An 18,262-nucleotide genomic window follows, 5' to 3' on the forward strand; every position below is an offset into this window, starting at 1 on the left:
TCACTCTTCGAGGCTGGTTACCTGTGCGTTGACCCGCAGTTGGCCGAGTTCGAGCACGATCGTGTCGCCGGTCCGCAGCGGCTCACCGCGGAACTGAACTGAGCCGTCTTCGAGTTCGCGCACCTGCAGGCTCACGTCGAGTTCGACGTCGAGGTTTCGGGGGTGCTGTCGGAGGAAGATCTCCCCGCTCTCGCTTTCGAGGATCACGTCGGCCGGCGCCGTCTCTTTCGAGAGTACTTCGACGAGGGTCTCCTCGCCGATCTGTTCGGTCTCTCCCTCCTCGATAGCTGCTGCGATCTCCGGCCGGACGTTGCGCACGTCGAGCGTCGCCGTCCTCGTCTGTGGCTCACCGGGCGCTTCGGTGCTTCCCCGGCGGATGATCTCGCCCGTGATGTCGTACTCGGCGGTCTGGATCGGGAGCGACTGTCCGAGCCGCAGTTCCCGGTTGCCGAACAGGATCGTCCCGTCGTCTTCACGCGTCAGCGCCGAGACGCCCAGCACCGCCCGGCGCTGATCCGGCTGGTCCGTCGTGTAGAGCGTCGTCGACTCGACCCGGACGACTGTCTCTCCGCCCAGGCGGTACGTATCGCCCGCGGTGATGTCGTCAGCGACGCTCGCCGGGACGTTCGTCTCGACGACGAACGGCCGCAGTTCGGTGTTGAGGTCGTTCGTCCCCCGGCGAGTGATCGTCGCAGAGATGCTGTACTCGCTGGTCTGGATCGGGAGCTGTTGGCCGGTCCGGAGTTCCCGGTCGCCGAAGACGATGGTTCCGTCCTCCTCGCTGGAGAGCACAGAGAGACCGAGGATCACCCGTCGCTGGTCGGCACTGTTGGACGGGTAGATCGCCGCGGATTCGATCCGAACCAACGTTTCGTTGTTGAAACGATACTCGTCGCCCACGTCAATATCTTCGACGACATCCGCGGGAACCGTCGATTGGGCGATGAACGGCCGCTCCGCGGTTTCGATCGTATTCGTCCCTCGACGGCGAATCTCGCCCGTGAGCTGATATTCGTCGGTCTGGAAGGGGACGGTGTTACCGACCCGCAGCGGTGTGTCCCCGAATTCGAGTCCACCGCGATCGATCGCCTGCGCGGAGACGCCGATTCGGAGCGTCCGCTCACCGTTGGTGGCGTTCGGGAACTGCTGGACGCTCGTGATCTCCGCAATCGTCTGACCGCCAACCTCGTAGGTGTCCCCGACAGCGACCGCATCGGCGGTATCCGCCGGCACCGTCGTCTGCATCGTGAACATCGCTTCCCGAGTCGGCAGCGATTCGCCGGAGCGTTGGATCTGGGTGAGTTGGCCCTCGACGCTGTAGTTCGACGTCTGGAGGGCGAGCGATTGGCCGATCTGGAGTTCTTGACCCCGGAACTGGAAGGTCGGCGTCTCGTCCGAGTTCTGTGGCTCGATCGTCGTTCCGCGGACCGTCGCCCTGACGATGACGTTCGTTCCCCCCTCGCCCTCGTAGCGGTAGACGTCGGTGATCGTCACAGAGTCGTTCGTCCCCTCCGGTTCGAAACTGTCTCCGGGGGAGATCTGTTCAGCGACGAAATCCGGTTGCGTGCCGAGATCCATCGTCACCTGGCGGGTATCCGCCTCACCGGAATCGGAGAGCAGGAGGGCCGCGCCAGCGACGACGACCGCGACCACGAGCAACACGACGAGTAGATCGACGACGTTGACCAAGCCGAACAGCCGACCCTCGTCGTCGAGGAGTTCTCGTCCGCCGTCTTCGTCAGCCTCACTCATTGGGCCACTGTTGTCTGGGTGTTTTCAAAAAGGCTGTTGTTGAGGACAGCGGCGTGGGTCTAACGAAGTGGCTTCATGCGTCGGCCGGATCAATATGGCCGACAATCCCGTCGAAATCGTCGTCGAAGCTCAGCACGGCATCGATTGCGTGGCGCTCACAGAGCGCGATTGTCGTCGCGTCTGTGAAGCTGAGTCGCTGATCGTCGTCTCTCTCGAATACGTCGACAGCATCTGAAAATGCGGCAGCGGATACTGAAAGCATCTCGTATGTCTGGGGAAACGGATCGGCGCCACGGAGTCGTTTTCCCAGGCGTTCCGCCGGCCCGAAACTGCCACGCGTGAGCGTCAACGTGACTGCCTCATCGTAGATGTACTCAGTCATGTATGGAAGTCCGTACTCCCCGTTATACACCGCTTCGAGCGCCGCACTCGCAGCACCGTGCCGGGTTGGGTCTGTATCGTGATCGGCGTAGAGAACACCGGTGTCAACCGGCACAGTCATCCGTACAGAATCTCGTCGATGTCGTCCTCAGATGTCTCCGAACCGGAGCTGAACCGACCCGCCTGCATCGCCTCACGTTCTTCAGCTGATAGTGGGACCGTCGACTCACGAAACGAGTCGATGACATCGTCACGAGATTCGTAGGCGTCATCGATGAGTCGTGTGAGCAACTCCTGCTGAGTTACCCGCTGACCCGTCCGGAGCCGGATCTCGGCCTGGAGCTCTTCGAGCCGAGATTTTGCGTCGTCTTCCACTTTGACTGCTGTCGTCACATGATTTAGTTCCTTTCGTAACTGAATAAATATTTCCGCCGAATCGGCGACGACGCTTCGCGTAACGAGAGACGACGGCAGGCACAACCGATTAGTCACTCGACGCTGAGACGGCGAACGAATGGACCGGTCTCGTCGAATCGTCCTCCTCGGTGTCCTTCTCGCACTCACGCTCGGGCTCTGTGTCCACTTCGGCGCAACCTACGACCGAAACTGGCCGCACCCGACCGGCGAGCAACTGGCTGAAGATCCCGCTGGATGGGACGGCGAGCGCGTGCTTCTGTTCGGCGAGGTGCAAGAACGGACCGCCGACGGACTGGTGATGACCGTCGAGGACGACAGCGAGACCGTCGTCCGAACCGTGACGGTCCGCGGAGCGGATGTCAGTGTCCAGGTCGGAGGTGTCGTGCAGGTCTATGGCCGCCTCTCGGAGCGGGGAACCGTCCAGCGAGCGGACTCAATCGTTGTCGTCAACGAGTCGCCCAGTGACGGACAGTACAAGCTTTTGACGTCGCTACTCGGCGGGATGCTCGCTGCGGGACTGTTCCTGCGACACTGGCGGATCGACCCTCGGGAGTTTGCATTTCGTGCCCGCAAACGGGGTGAAGACGATGGCTGATGGTCTCAGCCACGTCCTGCTCGCGTTCGGGCTGTTTACAGCTACGGGGTGGGTCATCGGGTGGCTCGACCGCCGGTGGATCGCCGTCGGAATGGTCGGCTCGCTGCTCCCCGACCTCAGTCGGCTTGATCTGATCCTCGATGACTCCACGATCTCGCGAGTGGTCGGGATTCCATTCGACTGGGGCGGAGTTCATACCCTCGGCGGCGTCGTGCTGCTCGGGGCTCTCGGGGCGGTGCTATTCGAGACTCGTCAAGAGCAGCGTCGCGGATTCGGACTGCTGGTCGCCGGTGGCTGTTCGCACCTCCTCGTCGATGCGGTCAAGAGATGGGCCGACGGTGCTGGGAACGTTCCGTTGTATCCGGTGTCGTGGTGGCGGCCGCCGACGCCGGGATTGTACGTCTCTGCTGATCGGTGGGTTCTCGGTGTCGCGGTAGCAGTCGCGGTCACGACAGTTGTTGTAGACCGGTTCTATGGACGTGGGTCAGCGTCGTAGCTACACCTCAGCGGCGATACGAAGCGGATCTGCCCAACAGGGTGGCCCTCAATACCGCTTCGTCGAGCGGTTGAGTGGGCCGAGCACTCGGGAGCATGCCACAGCGATTGGAGGCGAAATCATCTACGGTCTGCGCGGAGGCGAACGAACGCGACCCAGCGGTTTCCGTGCACCGACAATATTGGTCACTGTGAGCGCTGCCATCGAGCAACCTCGCCGGTGGCATCGTCGACAGACGCGTAGACGATAACCTCTCCACCGGTAGGATCGACGGCTGTTTCGAGCGTCGTGCCGGCGCCGACTGACTCGTCACTGGCCAGCGAGCCGACACGGTCAGTAAATAGCCCAGGTGCCGACTGTGGTTGTGCGACGAGCGTATCGGCCCCCGTATCGGCGACGACGTCGATTGTCAGCGAGCCGAAATCGCCACCGCTCGGGGATTCGTAGCTGAACGACAGCGCATCCTCCGGCACTGCCCGGGTAGCCGCTGTCTCGGACAGGTCAGCTGTCGGGACAGACTGGGTCGTAAGTTCGCCGACTGCACCTTCCTCGTTTACCACAGACACTGTCACGGAATCTCCCGCCGGGTCGACCGGAACGGCGATGCTGTCGTTAGCACCAACCGTCCCCTCCTGTGGCCGAAACTCGGTGGAGGCGCCCGAGTCGGCCTCCAACCGGAGTGCCGCCGCCTCAGTTGGTTCCGTGGGTGTCACCCAGAACTCCCCGAACTGCTGGTCACGCGGCGGTTCGTACTGAAACGCCAGCGCGTCCGGGGAGACCAGTTTGGCGGTCGCCGACCGTGAGAGTTCGTTCTTTCCGCTGTCGTTATTTGTCAGTCCTATGCTCGTGGTGTTGTAGGTGCCACTCACAGTGAGTTGGCTATCGTTCACCATCAGCGAGACAGAGCCGCTGACGGCCGTCTTTCCGAACGCTGTCCTGATGCTTTCGCGCCTGCTTTCACTGAGATCATCGGCAGCCAGTGCAAACTGTGACTCGACAGTACTGCCGTCTTCCGCGAACACGAGGGATGCGACGACATCTTCACCGGTGCGGGGCTGGAACTGCGGGCTGATCTCAAATGCCTCTCTGGGAGCGAATCCGTCGCCCTGTCGGGAGCCAATCTCACCGACAACGAGGTCACCGGTACCTGCCTGCTCGAGCAGTTGCGTCACAGTCTCGCTTTCCTCGTAGATGCGGGATTGTGCGCCGTCTCCGGCGGCGAGCATCCGTTCCAGTTGCTCGGTGTTCGGACCGGCCACGACCGTCTCCGCAGTGACTCCAACCACCGGCGGGTCCTCGGTGAACGACTCCGGAACGTCCGTGGGTTCGTACCGGTCGTAGCCGCGGGTCGTTCCGGTCTTCTCGTAGGTAACACGGGATCTTCCCCCTGCTGACTCGGTGAGTCGCTGATCCAGTTTATCGGTTGCAAAGGTCCCTTTGGCGACAACCGTCTTGTTGACAACGGTCATCTCCGTTATCGTCGAGTCAGACGGCGTGTTTGTAGCAAACGCCCGTGTCAGTCCGGCAATCGAAAGCTGTACTTTGCCGAGCCCGACCGTCGTCTGGTTCAGTACGAGCGGATACGTGACGAGCGGGTCACCGAGCGACCCCGTGGTTGCGGCACTGGACGCCGCGTTGGTCGGTACAGCTTCGAGGTCGGCGTAGGCGAACAACATCCCGTCGCCGGCTGTTGTCAGCCACTTACCGTACGGGAGCGCGCTTGCCGGATCGAACGATCCTGTCGAGGGGTCGTCGTTATCGGCTTCACTACTGGCGCAGCCAGCTACCGTTACTGTCGCGGCGCCGATCCCGAGCAACACACGGCGTCGAGTGAGATTTGTTTGTGCGTCGTTGTCGCTGGTCGAGGGCGTGAACATGTTGGTGAATGCCTCTGTGGCAAAGCCATGCACTCTCGCCTAACAAACCCCGAAGCGGTGTTTCATACTCAGCAACAGATATTCTCAATGACAAACGATTCCTGTTGCTGAGAACCGCCTCCGACAGCTAGACTGTCCCTTCAGACGGAAGAACGAACGGCGCCGTGCGTTGATCTCAGACAGACGCACAGTTCACACGGCAGATTCTGACCGCTGGCTGTCCAGACTCCCGTGTGTTTCGGTTATCGTGCGATCCCGTGAACGACGGGGGAGTTAGACCGTGCGGGTCACCGGTTGCTGCCACACGCTGTCTCTGTTCGAGAAACGCTGCACTGGTCTCAAGCGACCGACAAACTGTACCTAGAGTATGAGTAGCAACTCCGACGAGGATGGAACGGGCGACGACAAGAGGCAGATACTGCGACAGTATCTGTTCTACACCGCCGTCGCGGTTACTTTAGGGTATCTTTTAATAAACCTAGTGTGAGGAACACGGTCAGCGACGGTTACTTGTATACCGCACAGACCCGCTCGATCCCTTCCTCGAAGCCAATCTCCGGCTCCCAGCCGGTCGCCTCGCGCATCTTCGAGGCGTCGGCGCAGGTGTTGTGGCGTAGGGACTGGTTCTCGTGCGGTATACGGATCGGGCGAACTAGCTGTCGGATCAACAAGAAATCAAAACGATTCCAATCGTCTCCGCGACAGCACCATCATCTGGCTCACCGCTCCAACAGTGAACGAGCACGCTGCACGTAGCTATTCGTCTCCCAACTGCGCGCAGCGCTCATGTCGTCAAGGAGTCCTCGGGCATCGCCAGCCGACAGTTCGCCCGTTCGAACAAGTACCGAAAGCAGGGTCGGGGTCGTGACGAGTCGTGTATTCGCCAGCGATGCGTGGATCAGCCCGAGTTGCGTGAACTCATCACAGAGCAGGAGAGCAGCGTCGTGGTCGTTTGCCAACGTGACGGCGGCGTTTTCGCCTTCGTCGAGCGGGAACTCGGCATCGAGCGTAACTGAGCGTGTCTCGAAGTGCTCCGCTCGGTCGAGTACGGATGTCGCCGAGCGCCCGTGTGCATCGTCGTAAGAGGCGATTTCCCGTAGTTCATCAGTGACGACTGTCGGGACAACGACCTCGTATGTGGAGAGTACCAGATCGAGGAGATCGGGGTCCCCGCCGGCAGCGATCCCGAGACTGACCAGCGCGGACGTGTCTGCAACGAGCCGCGCCATCTACGTGTCCGCGACCTCGTCGATAAAGTCCTCATCCAGTTGCCGTTTCAGTACGCGAAAGTTCGCCGCCTTCTCGGCACCGAGGAGCGTTTTGAGTTGCTCGATGGTAATCTCCTCATCGTAGTAGGCGGCTGCGATCTCCTGCGTTAGCGTGTCATCGTGGGTCGCATCCTGCAGATACTCGCGGAGCGCGCGCACGAGAATATCTGTCCGGTCCTCGCCGAGCACGTCCGCGAGCGCGTCAGTCCGATCGATGAGGCGGTGGGGTGCGCGGAACTGGACCCGCTTCTTATCGCTGCTCATTATGTGTACAATGTGAGTGCGAGAACTTGTTCTTGTCGTGTGCACCACCACACATTGGACAAAACCAGATTGCTCGTTCGATGCCCTGCAGAACTGATGGTGCTTCGTGTCGAGCTACTTATAGACCGAACAGACCCGCTCGATCCCCTCCTCGAAGCTGATCTCCGGCTCCCAGCCGGTCGCCTCGCGCATCTTCGAGGCGTCGGCGCAGGTGTCGTGGACGTAGACGTCCTCGGGGATCGGATTCTCGACGTACTCGGGGTCGACATCAGTTCCGAGTTCCTCGTTGATCATCTCGACGACCGTGTTGAACGAGTACGGCTGGCCCGTCCCGAGGTTGTAGATCCCGTCGAGTTCGTGGTCGGCGGCGAGTTCAAGTCCGCGGACGATGTCGCTGACGTGGGTGAAATCACGCGTCTGCTCGCCGTCGCCGTACAGTTTCGGCGCGTCGCCGTTGGCGATGTCGTCGGCGAACTGCGCGATGACGTTCGCGTACTCACCCTTGTGGGCCTCCGCGCCGCCGTAGCCCTGGTAAACCGAGAAGAATCGCAGTCCCGCCATCGACATGTCGTAGTGATTCGAGAAGTATTCGGCGTACTTCTCGCGGGCCATCTTCGAGGCCTCGTAGCCCGTGTTGACGTGGACATCCATGTCCTCGGGTGAGGGGTCGGTCTGGCTGCCGTAGATCGAGGAGGTCGAGGCGTAAACGACGGTGTCACAGCCGTTCTGTCGGGCCTGCTCGACGACGTTGGCGAACCCTTCGACGTTGACGCGAGCGCCGCGCTGTGGGTTCTCCTCGTGCATCGCGTACGACGAGAGCGCGGCGAGGTGGAAGACCACGTCGACATCGGTGGGGAGGTCTTCCTCGACAACGGATCTGTCGTGGAACTCGACAGTCTCGTCGAGGTTTTCCGGCGTGCCGAGATACTGGTTGTCGACGACGATCACCTCGTTATCTGCGGCGAGCGCGTTGGCGAGATTCGAGCCGATGAATCCCGCGCCGCCGGTGACGAGGACGCGTTTGTCCTGCATACGTCAGTGGTCGTGGATTGTGTTGAAAAGCGTTCTCACATCGATTAGGCGCGGACAATCTGTCTGCCGGTATGAGCTCACCCACAGAGTAAGACACGAAGGATCTGCCGCTCTTCGTCCTCGGTGATGGCTTCATCTGAAAGACACGCGTGGGCTACTTTCTGGACAAGTTCGGGATCGTCGAACGGTGACTGCGATGACTCTGTCGCGTCTGTTGGGCTTTCCACATCGCTGTGCGCTGCTGTCGCCGTCGTGGCCTGTTGTTCGACGTTTTCGATTTGTGTTTCGAGTGTTTCTATCTGTCTGCGTAACTCGTCGACCGCGGTCTGTAGTTCGGCTATCGAGGGGTCCTCGTTCGAGTCGTCACGCTGAGCATCGGTTTCAGTGTCTCCTGACTCCTCCCCCGTATCATCAGCCGACGCGTCTGTTCCCGACGCTGTTGTGCCGGTAGCGTTCGTGTCGTCACTAGTTGCGGTCCCCTCGAAACCGAGTGCGTCTTCGGGGAGGTGTTTGACGAACGCTGCCCGGTCGTTCCAGTCGAATCCCGGCACCGCGTTGACTCGGTTACTCACTGCTGCTGCGGAGATTCCGAGCCGGTCACCAATCTCTCGCTGTGTCGCCGACGGGTCAGCTGCGACCAGTTCGAGCACCGCCCGCTGCTTTTCGGTGAGCGTTTCGGCGTCGAATTGCGCTGGTACTTTGACGTTCGAGGCCTCGTCAGCATCCGTCTCAGCCGTCTCTCCCCCTGAGGCGTCCTCGGAGTCCGCGCTGGACTCCTGCGGTGTCGTGTCTTCTTTTGTGGCTGGGGTGGTCTCAGATTCTGTCTCCTCGTCGTTCGCAGGATCGCCGTGCTCTTCGAGGACGCGCTCGACCAACTCAGGAGTCGCACTCGGAACTTTCGAGGCGATTTCGTCGATTGAAGCGTCTGGGTGGTCGGCCGCTGTATCGAGGACTTGCTTGTGCCGCATCGATTTCGGAAGCGTCGTGTCGTCGTCCCCGGTACTCATGGCTTCACGTGATGATACAACGACTAATACTGATAGCTTTGTCGGGTATGTGGCGCCTGCGGAGACTGCACTCTCTACGTCCACGAGTGGTATCCTTCGCTTTGGAACTGGGTTATGTCTCGTGTTCTGTGAGAGCCGTCACAACATCCTCCACGGTAAACAAACGGAGATCATCTCGCTGACTGGCGGTGTCTTCGACTGACGGCTTGAATCCACTTCGGGAGAAGAGTGCGTACTCCACCTCTCGATCAGCCCCGTTTTGTGGCGACCATCGCAGTTCGTCGGCGTGGTCTTGCAGAGTCGATAGTGCGTCGTATCCGAGCGGAGACTGCTGGAACTTACATTCACCGACAATCAGCGTCTCACCGGCAGTCAGGCCGACAGCGTCGATTTCGTGCTCGCCGTACCACCACTGTCCCGTGTTCGTGATTGTGTGGTCCGGGTAGAGCGTCCGCAGCGCAGAACAACAGAGGGTCTCGAAGGAGTGGCTCACAAAATCAGCCAGTTCCGGTTCGATCAGCGCGTCGTATGCGTCAGTCCCTAACTCATCGTACTGTTCGCCAGTGCCGTATACGAAGCGGAACCAGAACCGAAAGAATGGGTCACGGATACGGTATCGACTGCGTTTGCTGCGCTCTTTTTGTTCCGTGATGGGGACATGCTGGTCCACGAGTCGGAGTCGAGACAGACGGTTGAGATACTTCGAGAGCTGGTTATAGTCGATACCGGTGGTTCCGGCGATTTCGTTCCGGCTGGTGTTCCCACCAGCAATTGCTTCGAGAATCGAGAAGTACCGCGTCGGTTCGGTGAGTTCCATCCGGAGCACGTAATCGGGCTCGTCGTGAAGCGTTCCATGCCGCGAGAGGATCGTCTGCTGGATGTTCTCCCCAAGCGTTGCATCGGGCGAGACTTCTTCGAGGTAGTACGGAACCCCACCGAACACACCCCAGGTGAGAACCTGCTCGTCCGGAGTGTACGTATCGTCGAAAAACTCCATCGCTGCGTCGAAGGGGAGTTGCCGAACGTCGAGTTTCAGTGATGAGCGACCGTAGAGTGGACTACTGCCGAGCAGTGCCGCGTCTTCCATCATACTGATCGACGATCCGACGAGTACGAACGTCGTAGCAGAGTCATCGAGTTCGTAATCGAACATCGCCTGGAACACAGATGGGAGACTCTCATCTTGTTCAACGAGGTACGGAAACTCGTCAAGGACAACAATCGCATCCTGTTCGGCGAGATACCCAAGGATGTCCTCCCAATCTTCCCGAATGCGCGCGACCTCCGGGTACGACTCTGTCGCTGTGTCGATGAACTGCTGGAGTTGCAGCGTGCCCGTTTTCTGTTTTGCCTGGTAGACGACAGCGTCATCGCGCGCTGCCAGTGATGCTTTGACGAGGGCAGTTTTCCCGAGCCGACGACGACCAAAGATCACTGCGAGTTCGGCGTCGTCCGAATCGTAGAGCGCTCGGAGGCGGGCGAGTTCCTCTGTCCGATTCACAAAATTGGCCATGCAATGTGTTGTACCGGGCGTATAATAGTACTTTGGATAATCATACTTGAAAGTATTATACTTCAAAGTATCTTCTATAGCAACGAGCCAACTGAGCTGTTTCAATCCCACAGTGGAGCGATAGCTCTCCGGCGCTCGCAACTGTGCGCACAGTCATTTTGCCGCACTAGGTGGCCTCTTCGTGTTCTTGTCGTAGGCGTAATGATCGTTATATTGGGGTCCTTGCTTCCGACATCGGTTCTGTGTAACCAGCGCTGGACAAGATCCTTTTAGCTCACATTCTGGCTGACCCTCGCAGATGAGCAGCGAGCGGCTCTCTCTCCCTGAGTATATTTTGCCTGACACATATATCGTTCGATAATCTTAAGATATTTCGATAGGAGAATATACACGATGAGTCGGGGGCTTCGCTACCGTGGAGTGAGTGTTGTTGGGACTGTCGCACTCACAGTGTTCGCGGTAGTGGTGACCAATCTCCCGGTCGTACACGACCTCTTCAAGCGCGTTCCGTATCTCGGCCGACCGGCCCCCGCGGTACTGTCCTCAGGAGACTTGGTTCCGGCGATCGTCACGACCGCTGTCGTCGTCGTGGCGATCATGTGGCCGCTGTTCAAGCCCCGCCCGCGGCGGATACTCGACACGATTCTGCTGACACAGAAACGCGTCGTCTTCGCGATGATCGGGCTGGCCGCGCTGGGCTATTTCGATTACTCCTATCGGCTCCCGCGACCGACGCTGCTGTTGACGACGGCGGCGTTGCTCGCGGTGCTACCGGTGTTCATGGTCACGATTCGTCGGCGACCGACCGACAGTTCCCGGGCGATCATCGTCGGCGACGACCCCGAAGCGATGGAGTCGATTCTGTCGGCAACCGACCTGCCCGTGTTGGGGTACGTCTCGCCGCCCTCGGTGTACGCACCTGAGGGGATCGAACCCGAGCGGGTGAGCATCGCCGACGGTGGACAGTCTGCGGATCGACTTGACGAGTTGCCGTGTTTGGGTGGGTTGGCCCGGTTGGACGAGGTGATCGTCGGGGAGGATGTGGATACGGCGCTGTTGGCCTTTGCGGCGACTGATCGGGAGGAGTTTTTCGGGGCCATCGAGACGTGTCACGATCACGGTGTGAATGCGCTGGCACACGAGGATCACACTGACCACATTCTCACCGATGACTTCAGCGGCGGGTCGCTGTTGACTGTCGATCTCGAACCGTGGGACTGGCAGGACCACGTGTTGAAACGTGGCTTCGATGTGGCCTTTGCTGCGAGCGCGCTCGTACTTGCGTCGCCGGTCATCGCGGTCATCGCTGCCGCGATCAAGCTGGAGGATGGTGGGCCAATCTTGTACCATCAGGAGCGGACTGCGGCGTTTGGAGATACGTTTACGATTGCGAAGTTCCGGAGTATGGTTCCCGATGCGGAGTCGAAAAGCGGGGCGAAGATCAGCGACGAGGATTCCGGTGGTGTTGACCCGCGGGTGACACGCGTCGGTCAAGTGTTGCGGAAGACACATCTGGATGAGATCCCGCAGCTGTGGGCGATTCTGGTCGGCGACATGAGTGTTGTCGGACCACGACCCGAGCGGCCGGAGTTGGATTTCGAGATCGAGGAGGGGGTCGGGAACTGGCGACGGCGTTGGTTCGTCAAGCCGGGGCTGACTGGTCTGGCGCAGATCAACGACGCGACGGGTGCCGAGCCAGAACAGAAATTGCGGTATGATATCGAGTACATTCGGCGGCAATCCTTCTGGTTCGATCTGAAGATCGTTGTGCGACAGTTGTGGATGGTGGGTGTCGATGCGATTGGATTTGTAGCTGGTGGCAGCGATAACCCTGAATAGGAAGACGAAAGCTGAGGAGTCAGAGGAAGCGAGCCGATCTTTCCTGGGTAAACCACTATGTTCTTTTGTCGGACATTCGAAGGCCGGCTACATGCGCATCTTGCGGGTCGCACAGAAGACCTATCCCGACGTGACAGGCGGCGGGGCGTATCACGTCCATGCAATGAGTCGTGACCAGGCTGAGATGGGCCACGACGTAACTGTGTTGACGGTCAAACAGGATGACTCGCTTCCCCACGTTGAGGAGCGCGAGGGCTATACCGTAGTTCGATACGATCCGGCTATGACACTGCTCGGGAACGAGATCAGCCCCGGCGTAGCGCAGTATCTGCAGGAAGCGGATAACTTCGATGTGATTCATGCACACTCCCATCTGTACTTCTCTACGAACTTGACGGCGCTCAAGCGCGCGCTCGGTGAAACACCGCTAGCAATCACGAACCACGGTCTGTACTCACAGACTGCGCCGAAGTGGGTCTTTGATTTGTATCTGCGGACAATCGGGCGGTGGACATTTGATCAGGCTGACGTGGTTTTCTGTTATACTGAGGAGGACAGGAAGCGAGTGCGAGACTTCGGGGTATCGAGTTCGATTGAGGTCGTACCTAACGGAATCGACACGGAACGGTTCACCCCTGATGGGCCGGAGAGTGAATTGATTAATCACGACGGTCCCGTGGTGTTGTTTGTTGGACGACTGGTTGAGGGTAAGCGACCACAGGATGCGGTTCATGCAGTGTCACAGTTTAGTGAGAACGCGAAGTTGTACATCGTCGGTGACGGACCGATGCGTGTCGAGTTGGAAGAACAAGCTGGCGAAGAGGTGGAATTTCTTGGCCACGTTCCGTATAGGGAAATGCCAGCAATATACCGCTCCGGGGACGTGTTGGTGCTTCCGAGCCGGGCCGAGGGGCTACCCCGGACAGTGTTAGAGGCGTTTGCATCGGGAACGCCTGCGGTTACGAGTGATTTACCACAGACAGCTCCGATAGTAACAAAGGGCGGAAAGACAGTCGACATCGGAGACGTAGACGAGTATGCAGAGGCACTTGTAAAGACCTACGAGCAGAGGACACAATTAGGCGACGCTGGACATCAGGCAGTGACAGACCAGTTCCGCTGGGGTGAGACTGTCACAAAGACGACCGACGCTCTTGAAGCGATTAGATGACGCCCCGGTCTCGCATGCGGTTGTGCCAGCGGGCAAAGACATAGACCGACCAGAGGTGTTTCGAGTGCTCGGCCGTGCCTCGTTTGTGTGCGTCGAGATGTCTCAAGACAGCCGCGGTATCGACGAAATCTGAATCAAGTGTCGAGACGGTTGCTCGAAATTCGTCTTCGAGTTCGTTTTTGAACCACTCGCCGATGGGCATGTCGAATCCCTGCTTACCACGTTCCAAAATTGCCGTCGGGAGTACGTCATCAAACGCCTTTTTGAGTACCCGCTTCTGCTCTCGCGCCGTGATCTTGTAGTTTGTCGGCAGCGAGAGAGCGTACTCAACGACATCGGTATCGAGAAACGGGACGCGGACTTCCAAGGAGTTGTACATGCTTGCCTGATCTGTCTTATGGAGAATCTGGTTGGGAAGCCCGAACCGAGTGTCGACTGCCTGAATGCGAGAGAGGTCGTCCTGACGGTTTACGGGGAGGTACTTCGCGGCGTCATCGTGGGCTTCCTGAACCGAAGCGTGGCCGTCACTGGTAGCGGTTAGTCGAGTGGCTCCAGCGAGAGTCTCGTCGTCGGCGATACGGCTCCACTCGAAATGGCGATGTGAGAGTCGTGGTTCGCCTCCACGAAGGAATTTCTTGACCTTCCGAATTCGCTCACCACGTTCGTCTTCCCGTGAGACACCAAGCCGATCGACGGCAGGTTCGATAATCGATCCTCGAACGGCAGGGGGAATCCGTCGGTAGTACTTCGAGTAGTACTCGCCGCGGTAGCGGCTGTAGCCGGCGAACAATTCGTCGGCGCCATCGCCCGAAAGAGCGACCTTGACATTGCGACTCGTTTCGCGAGAGACGATATAGGTCGGCACGAGTGACTGGTCGGCAAACGGCTCGCCAAGCCGGTCAAGTACATCCGGAATGGCAGCACGGATATCATCGGGGCCGACTGTGAATTCTGTGTGGTCGGTGTCGTGGTAGTCGGCAACTTCCTGTGCCGCCCACGATTCGTCGAAAAGCGCCTCGTCAAACCCGACAGTGAACGTTTTTACTGGGTCGTCCATCTGGTTCGCCATCGTCCCGACGACAATGCTCGAATCGATACCGCCACTAAGAAAGGCTCCGACCGGTACGTCGCTCATGAGGCGCTTCTCGACTGCGGTTTCGACGCGCGTTCTGAGTTCGTCGACTGCAGTCCGGAAGTCGATGTCACGGTGTTCGATGGTTGGAGTGTAAAATTGGGTTCGCTTGATTTCGCCGTCTGAGATTATGACTTGCTCGCCCGGTTCGAGCTTTCGGATGTTCTCGAAAGCGGTTCGTGGGGCGGGAATATAACCGAGACTGAAGTACTGGCCCATAGCCGTTTGGTCGATACCACCGTGGTCGACGTCAGATTCGAGGACCGCAGGGAGTTCGGAGGCGAAGGCGATCGAGTCCCCATCGTCGGCCAATAGAAGCGGTTTAATTCCCATCGGGTCACGAGCGAGGAGAAGTCGTCCGCTTGCAGCGTCCCACAGAGCGAATGCGAACATACCTTCGAGATGGCTGACAAACGAGGGGCCGTATTCCTCGTAGAGATGGACGAGAACTTCGGTATCAGTCTCCGTTTCAAAGGTGTGCCCCGAGGTAACCAGTTGGTCGCGGAGCTGTGGATAATTGTATATTTCACCGTTGAAGATGACACAGACTGTCTCGTCCTCGTTGAAGATCGGCTGACGGCCTGTGTTGAGGCCGATGATGCTCAGGCGCTTATGTGCTAGTCCGACGGGCCCATTGATGTATGTTCCATCCTCATCCGGGCCGCGGTGGGCTAAGCACTCGTTCATCGCGTGCAACGTGGGACGGTCGGGAGACGCTCTTTCAGAGTGAACTCCTGCAATCCCGCACATTATTGGAGGTAGCCGAGATCTTCGAGGCGTTGCTCAGTCGATTCTGACATTGAAGCCACTTCGCTATTCGTCTCAGGTAATTCATCAATCCAGGAGTCGAGAACAGCGGCCAGATGGTCCTTTTTTTCAGGATATTGACCTATGTGGGTTTTCGATTCTCCGTCTTCAAGATTGAACAGCCACTCCGATCCGTCCGACCCATGAATATACTTCCACTCATTCTGTATCACTGATCGAAGTCGCCGATCATACGTGTGAACATCGTTCGTACAGTTGTACTGACTCTGCAGGGTTTCGATATCCGGTTGTGGCGCGAGGTACTCAGCAAACAGTAACCTATCGTCGGGAATACTCTCGGCTGATACGAGCGAGTGCCCGGGTGCGTCTTCCGGAACCGGGGCGTCCCCGATCTCGAGTATAGTCGGGGCAATGTCCACCAATCCAACTGGTTTCTCCACGATTTCGTCGTCGGGGAAGTTTGGACCTGAAATCAAAAGTGGGACATTCAGAAGAGTTTCGTGGAGACTATACTGATGATCCATCAGTCCGTGTTCGCCGATATTTTCTCCGTGATCTCCGGTGATGATAAATACGGTCTCCTCTGCTACGCCTCGTTTCTCGAATTGACTCCGGAGTTCGGCGATACGACCGTCTAAATACGCTAACTCAGCGCGATACAAGCCGCGAAGAATGGCAAAATCGCGTTGGGTCATTTCCACCTCACCTGTGATGTACTTCCAAGCGTCTTGGTTCACACGCTTTGCCTCTGCTAACGTGGCTCCGTCTGGAAGATATTGCTTGGTGAGGCGGTCTGGTGGGTGGTATTCGAGGTGAGGTTCAAGATAATTGATGAATAAGAATAGTGGCTCATCAGAGAGCCATTCTCCTATGTGATCGGAGACGATGCTGTTGGTGCGCTTTGCACCATCGTCATCCCGTTTTCGAAGAAATCTCCCATAGATCAGATTCGCGAGGTTTTTAATTGGGTTCCCTGTGAACTTTTGTGCAATACTCTGGATTTGGTTGAAGGTGCCCGACTCGGTTTGTGCGATATCACCGAAATCGACGCCGTCTTGGAATAGTTGCCAAGTCGCATAAAACTCATCAAATCCTCGATCAAAACCGAACTCCCCACTAATCCAGGTATTGTTTGAGACGGCAACTGTCCTGTATCCGTTCTGGCGTAAAAGTTGGGCGAGTGTTGGCTCATGATCAAACAGCTTTCGAGCGGCGTGTGACTGGTGTACGGAAGGGTAGTGCCCTGAAAAGATCGTTCCGTGTGAGGGGAGCGTCCACGGTGCGTTCGCGTGGGCCATTGGAAAAGTCACACCGTCGTGCGTAAGCTGCGCTAACTCGGACATCGGGGTTTGCTCATTAAGCAGGTTCACCGTATCGGCACGGGCAGTATCCATCACGATGAGGACTATGTTCGGTGAGTTCATTTATAGCCGAGAGCCTCAAGACGCTCCTCTACCCCTTTTCCTTGCTCAATATCCGGAATCGTGATGCCCTCAGAGGTCTGTTCAATACTGCTGAGTCGGTCTGTTAACACCGTTTCAAACCTGTCGACGACATCTGGATGTTCGTCGGCGACATCCGTCGATTCCTCCGGATCGTCGTGTAAATCATATAGGTACCCCTCCTCGTGTTTTCCATCGTAGAGATACTTCCACTTGGTCGTGCGAAATCCAAACCGGAGATAATCCTCACCGCGCATTTCTTTTTCTGTGACGGCAATATCATAGCTCGGCTCTTGGCCTTGCAATACGGGCATAAGAGATTCGCCTTCCATTCGGTCGTTCATCTCATCAGAGAGATCAGCATCAACAAAATCTAATATTGTTGGTAGTATGTCTATCGTCCGTACAATCTCTTCTTTATTAGTCGGCTGCGGGACCTCGGCTGATTCAGGGAAGCGAATAATTAATGGTACGTGGATGAGCTCGTCGTACGGCAGGTTCCCATGTCCGTACTTCCCGTGCTCGTTGAACTCGTCGCCATGATCACCGACGACAATCACGATTGTGTCTTCGAGAACCCCTTTCGACGACAGATCATTAAGAAAGTTCCCAATCTCTCTATCGAGGTATTCCACCTCCTTACCGTAGTTCGCCCAGAGTTCATCATGTTCGTCGGACGTGATTTCCTCGGGAGCGTTGACAGCAGCTTTGCGCCAGAGCCGTTCAGCCCGGAACTTGTTCGCGTAGGTGAAATCATCGCCAGGGAGGTATGGACCGTGGACATCCATGTACTGGGTCCAGAGGAACCACGGTTCTCTAGTGGTGTCAATCCATTCCGTAAGATTGTCGTTTATTTTCTCAATGGGTAGGTATGGGGTTCGTTGGAAAATGCGTGCAAACTTATTCGCATACCGAAGCAGTTCGTCCGGGACGTTGTTGACGAGACCATCCGGGTCAAACGGAAGTATATTCTCCTCGAACATATCAAACCCACGATGAAAGTTGCGTAATCGCGAGACATTCGGATTCGAGTGAATGGCTGCAGTGGAGTAATCATTAGCTTGAAATTGCTCGGCCATTGTCGGTTGCCCTTGTTCGAGATACCAGTGTCCGCCGTAATCAAGTGGATATCGGCCGGTCAACATTGCGGTCATTGACGGGGCAGTGCTCACCCCTTGCGCAAAACATTGTGAAAAACTGATGCCTTCCTCAGCAAGTGTATCAATATTCGGGGTGCTGATTTTGTCATCATGGATGGCATCGTACCGGAGTGAATCAACAACAAGGAAGAGTACGTTAGTCATCCTA

General features: G+C 57.8%; 16 protein-coding genes and 1 pseudogene. 4 read left to right on the forward strand and 13 right to left on the reverse strand.

Features of this window, described 5'->3' with window-relative positions:
* The 3 genes from GRX03_RS02125 to GRX03_RS02135 form a co-directional block, all read right to left on the reverse strand.
* Entirely contained in the window at positions 1-1,752 is a 1,752-nt protein-coding gene (locus GRX03_RS02125) for a DUF4330 family protein (RefSeq protein WP_159762537.1), read from the reverse strand.
* A 73-nt stretch (positions 1,753-1,825) separates the two neighbouring features.
* Positions 1,826-2,254 carry a type II toxin-antitoxin system VapC family toxin gene (locus GRX03_RS02130; protein ID WP_159762538.1) on the reverse strand — a complete coding sequence of 143 codons (429 nt, stop codon included), beginning with the start codon at positions 2,252-2,254 and terminating at the stop codon, positions 1,826-1,828.
* Positions 2,251-2,526 carry a hypothetical protein gene (locus GRX03_RS02135; protein WP_233739763.1) on the reverse strand — a complete coding sequence of 92 codons (276 nt, stop codon included), beginning with the start codon at positions 2,524-2,526 and terminating at the stop codon, positions 2,251-2,253. The genes GRX03_RS02130 and GRX03_RS02135 overlap by 4 nt, the downstream gene beginning before the upstream one ends.
* 121 nt (positions 2,527-2,647) lie before the next feature.
* Between GRX03_RS02135 and GRX03_RS02140 the strand changes: the two genes are divergently transcribed.
* Positions 2,648-3,145 (forward strand): DNA-binding protein, encoded by a 498-nt coding sequence (locus tag GRX03_RS02140; RefSeq protein ID WP_159762539.1) that lies wholly within the window; start codon positions 2,648-2,650, stop codon positions 3,143-3,145.
* Positions 3,138-3,641: a metal-dependent hydrolase gene (locus tag GRX03_RS02145; RefSeq protein ID WP_159762540.1), complete on the forward strand. Its 504-nt coding sequence runs from the start codon at positions 3,138-3,140 to the stop codon at positions 3,639-3,641. The genes GRX03_RS02140 and GRX03_RS02145 overlap by 8 nt, the downstream gene beginning before the upstream one ends.
* Positions 3,642-3,826: 185 nt before the next feature.
* Here the strand turns inward: GRX03_RS02145 and GRX03_RS02150 are convergent, their stop codons facing one another.
* The 7 genes and pseudogenes from GRX03_RS02150 to GRX03_RS02180 all read right to left on the reverse strand — a co-directional run bounded on the left by GRX03_RS02150 (position 3,827) and on the right by GRX03_RS02180 (position 10,602).
* The gene (locus GRX03_RS02150; protein WP_159762541.1) at positions 3,827-5,518 is read right to left on the reverse strand and encodes a hypothetical protein; all 1,692 of its coding nucleotides are present in this window, start codon (positions 5,516-5,518) and stop codon (positions 3,827-3,829) included.
* Between the two features lie 506 nt (positions 5,519-6,024).
* Positions 6,025-6,129, reverse strand: a pseudogene (locus GRX03_RS02155) (NAD-dependent epimerase/dehydratase family protein); the annotation flags it as partial.
* A gap of 108 nt (positions 6,130-6,237) precedes the next feature.
* Complete coding sequence (locus GRX03_RS02160; RefSeq protein WP_159762542.1) at positions 6,238-6,747, reverse strand: hypothetical protein; 510 nt, start codon at positions 6,745-6,747, stop codon at positions 6,238-6,240.
* Positions 6,748-7,050 carry a hypothetical protein gene (locus GRX03_RS02165; protein WP_159762543.1) on the reverse strand — a complete coding sequence of 101 codons (303 nt, stop codon included), beginning with the start codon at positions 7,048-7,050 and terminating at the stop codon, positions 6,748-6,750. It abuts the gene before it with no gap.
* 114 nt (positions 7,051-7,164) lie between these two features.
* Positions 7,165-8,082, reverse strand: a complete 918-nt coding sequence (locus GRX03_RS02170) for an NAD-dependent epimerase/dehydratase family protein (RefSeq protein WP_159762544.1) — start codon at positions 8,080-8,082, stop codon at positions 7,165-7,167.
* Between the two features lie 77 nt (positions 8,083-8,159).
* On the reverse strand, positions 8,160-9,173 hold the full coding sequence (locus GRX03_RS02175) for a winged helix-turn-helix transcriptional regulator (RefSeq protein ID WP_159762545.1): 1,014 nt from the start codon (positions 9,171-9,173) through the stop codon (positions 8,160-8,162).
* Between the two features lie 28 nt (positions 9,174-9,201).
* Positions 9,202-10,602, reverse strand: coding sequence for an ATP-binding protein (locus GRX03_RS02180; protein WP_159763167.1), 1,401 nt, complete (start codon positions 10,600-10,602; stop codon positions 9,202-9,204).
* Positions 10,603-10,995: 393 nt separating this feature from the next.
* Here GRX03_RS02180 and GRX03_RS02185 point away from each other — a divergent pair, with 393 nt between their 5' ends.
* Both GRX03_RS02185 and GRX03_RS02190 read left to right on the forward strand, forming a co-directional pair.
* Positions 10,996-12,441 (forward strand): sugar transferase, encoded by a 1,446-nt coding sequence (locus GRX03_RS02185; protein ID WP_159762546.1) that lies wholly within the window; start codon positions 10,996-10,998, stop codon positions 12,439-12,441.
* Positions 12,442-12,532: 91 nt separating this feature from the next.
* Entirely contained in the window at positions 12,533-13,612 is a 1,080-nt protein-coding gene (locus GRX03_RS02190; RefSeq protein WP_159762547.1) for a glycosyltransferase family 4 protein, read from the forward strand.
* On the opposite strand, the gene asnB is transcribed toward GRX03_RS02190, so the two are convergent.
* The 3 genes from asnB to GRX03_RS02205 all read right to left on the reverse strand — a co-directional run bounded on the left by asnB (position 13,605) and on the right by GRX03_RS02205 (position 18,258).
* Positions 13,605-15,431, reverse strand: a complete 1,827-nt coding sequence (gene asnB, locus GRX03_RS02195) for an asparagine synthase (glutamine-hydrolyzing) (protein ID WP_233739766.1) — start codon at positions 15,429-15,431, stop codon at positions 13,605-13,607. The genes GRX03_RS02190 and asnB overlap by 8 nt on opposite strands.
* A 62-nt stretch (positions 15,432-15,493) precedes the next feature.
* Positions 15,494-16,936, reverse strand: coding sequence for a sulfatase (locus tag GRX03_RS02200; protein WP_159762549.1), 1,443 nt, complete (start codon positions 16,934-16,936; stop codon positions 15,494-15,496).
* Complete coding sequence (locus GRX03_RS02205) at positions 16,933-18,258, reverse strand: sulfatase (protein WP_159762550.1); 1,326 nt, start codon at positions 18,256-18,258, stop codon at positions 16,933-16,935. Before GRX03_RS02205 ends, GRX03_RS02200 begins: the two co-directional genes overlap by 4 nt.
* Positions 18,259-18,262: the final 4 nt, after the last annotated feature.

This window comes from Halovenus carboxidivorans (assembly GCF_009831575.1).
GTDB lineage: Archaea > Halobacteriota > Halobacteria > Halobacteriales > Haloarculaceae > Halovenus > Halovenus carboxidivorans.

Coding starts and splice junctions, on each gene's coding strand:
- GRX03_RS02125 (WP_159762537.1), bottom strand. CDS start 1,752: ATGAGTGAGGCTGACGAAGACGGCGGACGAGAACTCCTCGACGACGAG.
- GRX03_RS02130 (WP_159762538.1), bottom strand. CDS start 2,254: ATGACTGTGCCGGTTGACACCGGTGTTCTCTACGCCGATCACGATACA.
- GRX03_RS02140 (WP_159762539.1), top strand. CDS start 2,648: ATGGACCGGTCTCGTCGAATCGTCCTCCTCGGTGTCCTTCTCGCACTC.
- GRX03_RS02145 (WP_159762540.1), top strand. CDS start 3,138: ATGGCTGATGGTCTCAGCCACGTCCTGCTCGCGTTCGGGCTGTTTACA.
- GRX03_RS02150 (WP_159762541.1), bottom strand. CDS start 5,518: ATGTTCACGCCCTCGACCAGCGACAACGACGCACAAACAAATCTCACT.
- GRX03_RS02160 (WP_159762542.1), bottom strand. CDS start 6,747: ATGGCGCGGCTCGTTGCAGACACGTCCGCGCTGGTCAGTCTCGGGATC.
- GRX03_RS02165 (WP_159762543.1), bottom strand. CDS start 7,050: ATGAGCAGCGATAAGAAGCGGGTCCAGTTCCGCGCACCCCACCGCCTC.
- GRX03_RS02170 (WP_159762544.1), bottom strand. CDS start 8,082: ATGCAGGACAAACGCGTCCTCGTCACCGGCGGCGCGGGATTCATCGGC.
- GRX03_RS02180 (WP_159763167.1), bottom strand. CDS start 10,602: ATGGCCAATTTTGTGAATCGGACAGAGGAACTCGCCCGCCTCCGAGCG.
- GRX03_RS02185 (WP_159762546.1), top strand. CDS start 10,996: ATGAGTCGGGGGCTTCGCTACCGTGGAGTGAGTGTTGTTGGGACTGTC.
- GRX03_RS02190 (WP_159762547.1), top strand. CDS start 12,533: ATGCGCATCTTGCGGGTCGCACAGAAGACCTATCCCGACGTGACAGGC.
- asnB (WP_233739766.1), bottom strand. CDS start 15,431: ATGAACGAGTGCTTAGCCCACCGCGGCCCGGATGAGGATGGAACATAC.
- GRX03_RS02200 (WP_159762549.1), bottom strand. CDS start 16,936: ATGAACTCACCGAACATAGTCCTCATCGTGATGGATACTGCCCGTGCC.
- GRX03_RS02205 (WP_159762550.1), bottom strand. CDS start 18,258: ATGACTAACGTACTCTTCCTTGTTGTTGATTCACTCCGGTACGATGCC.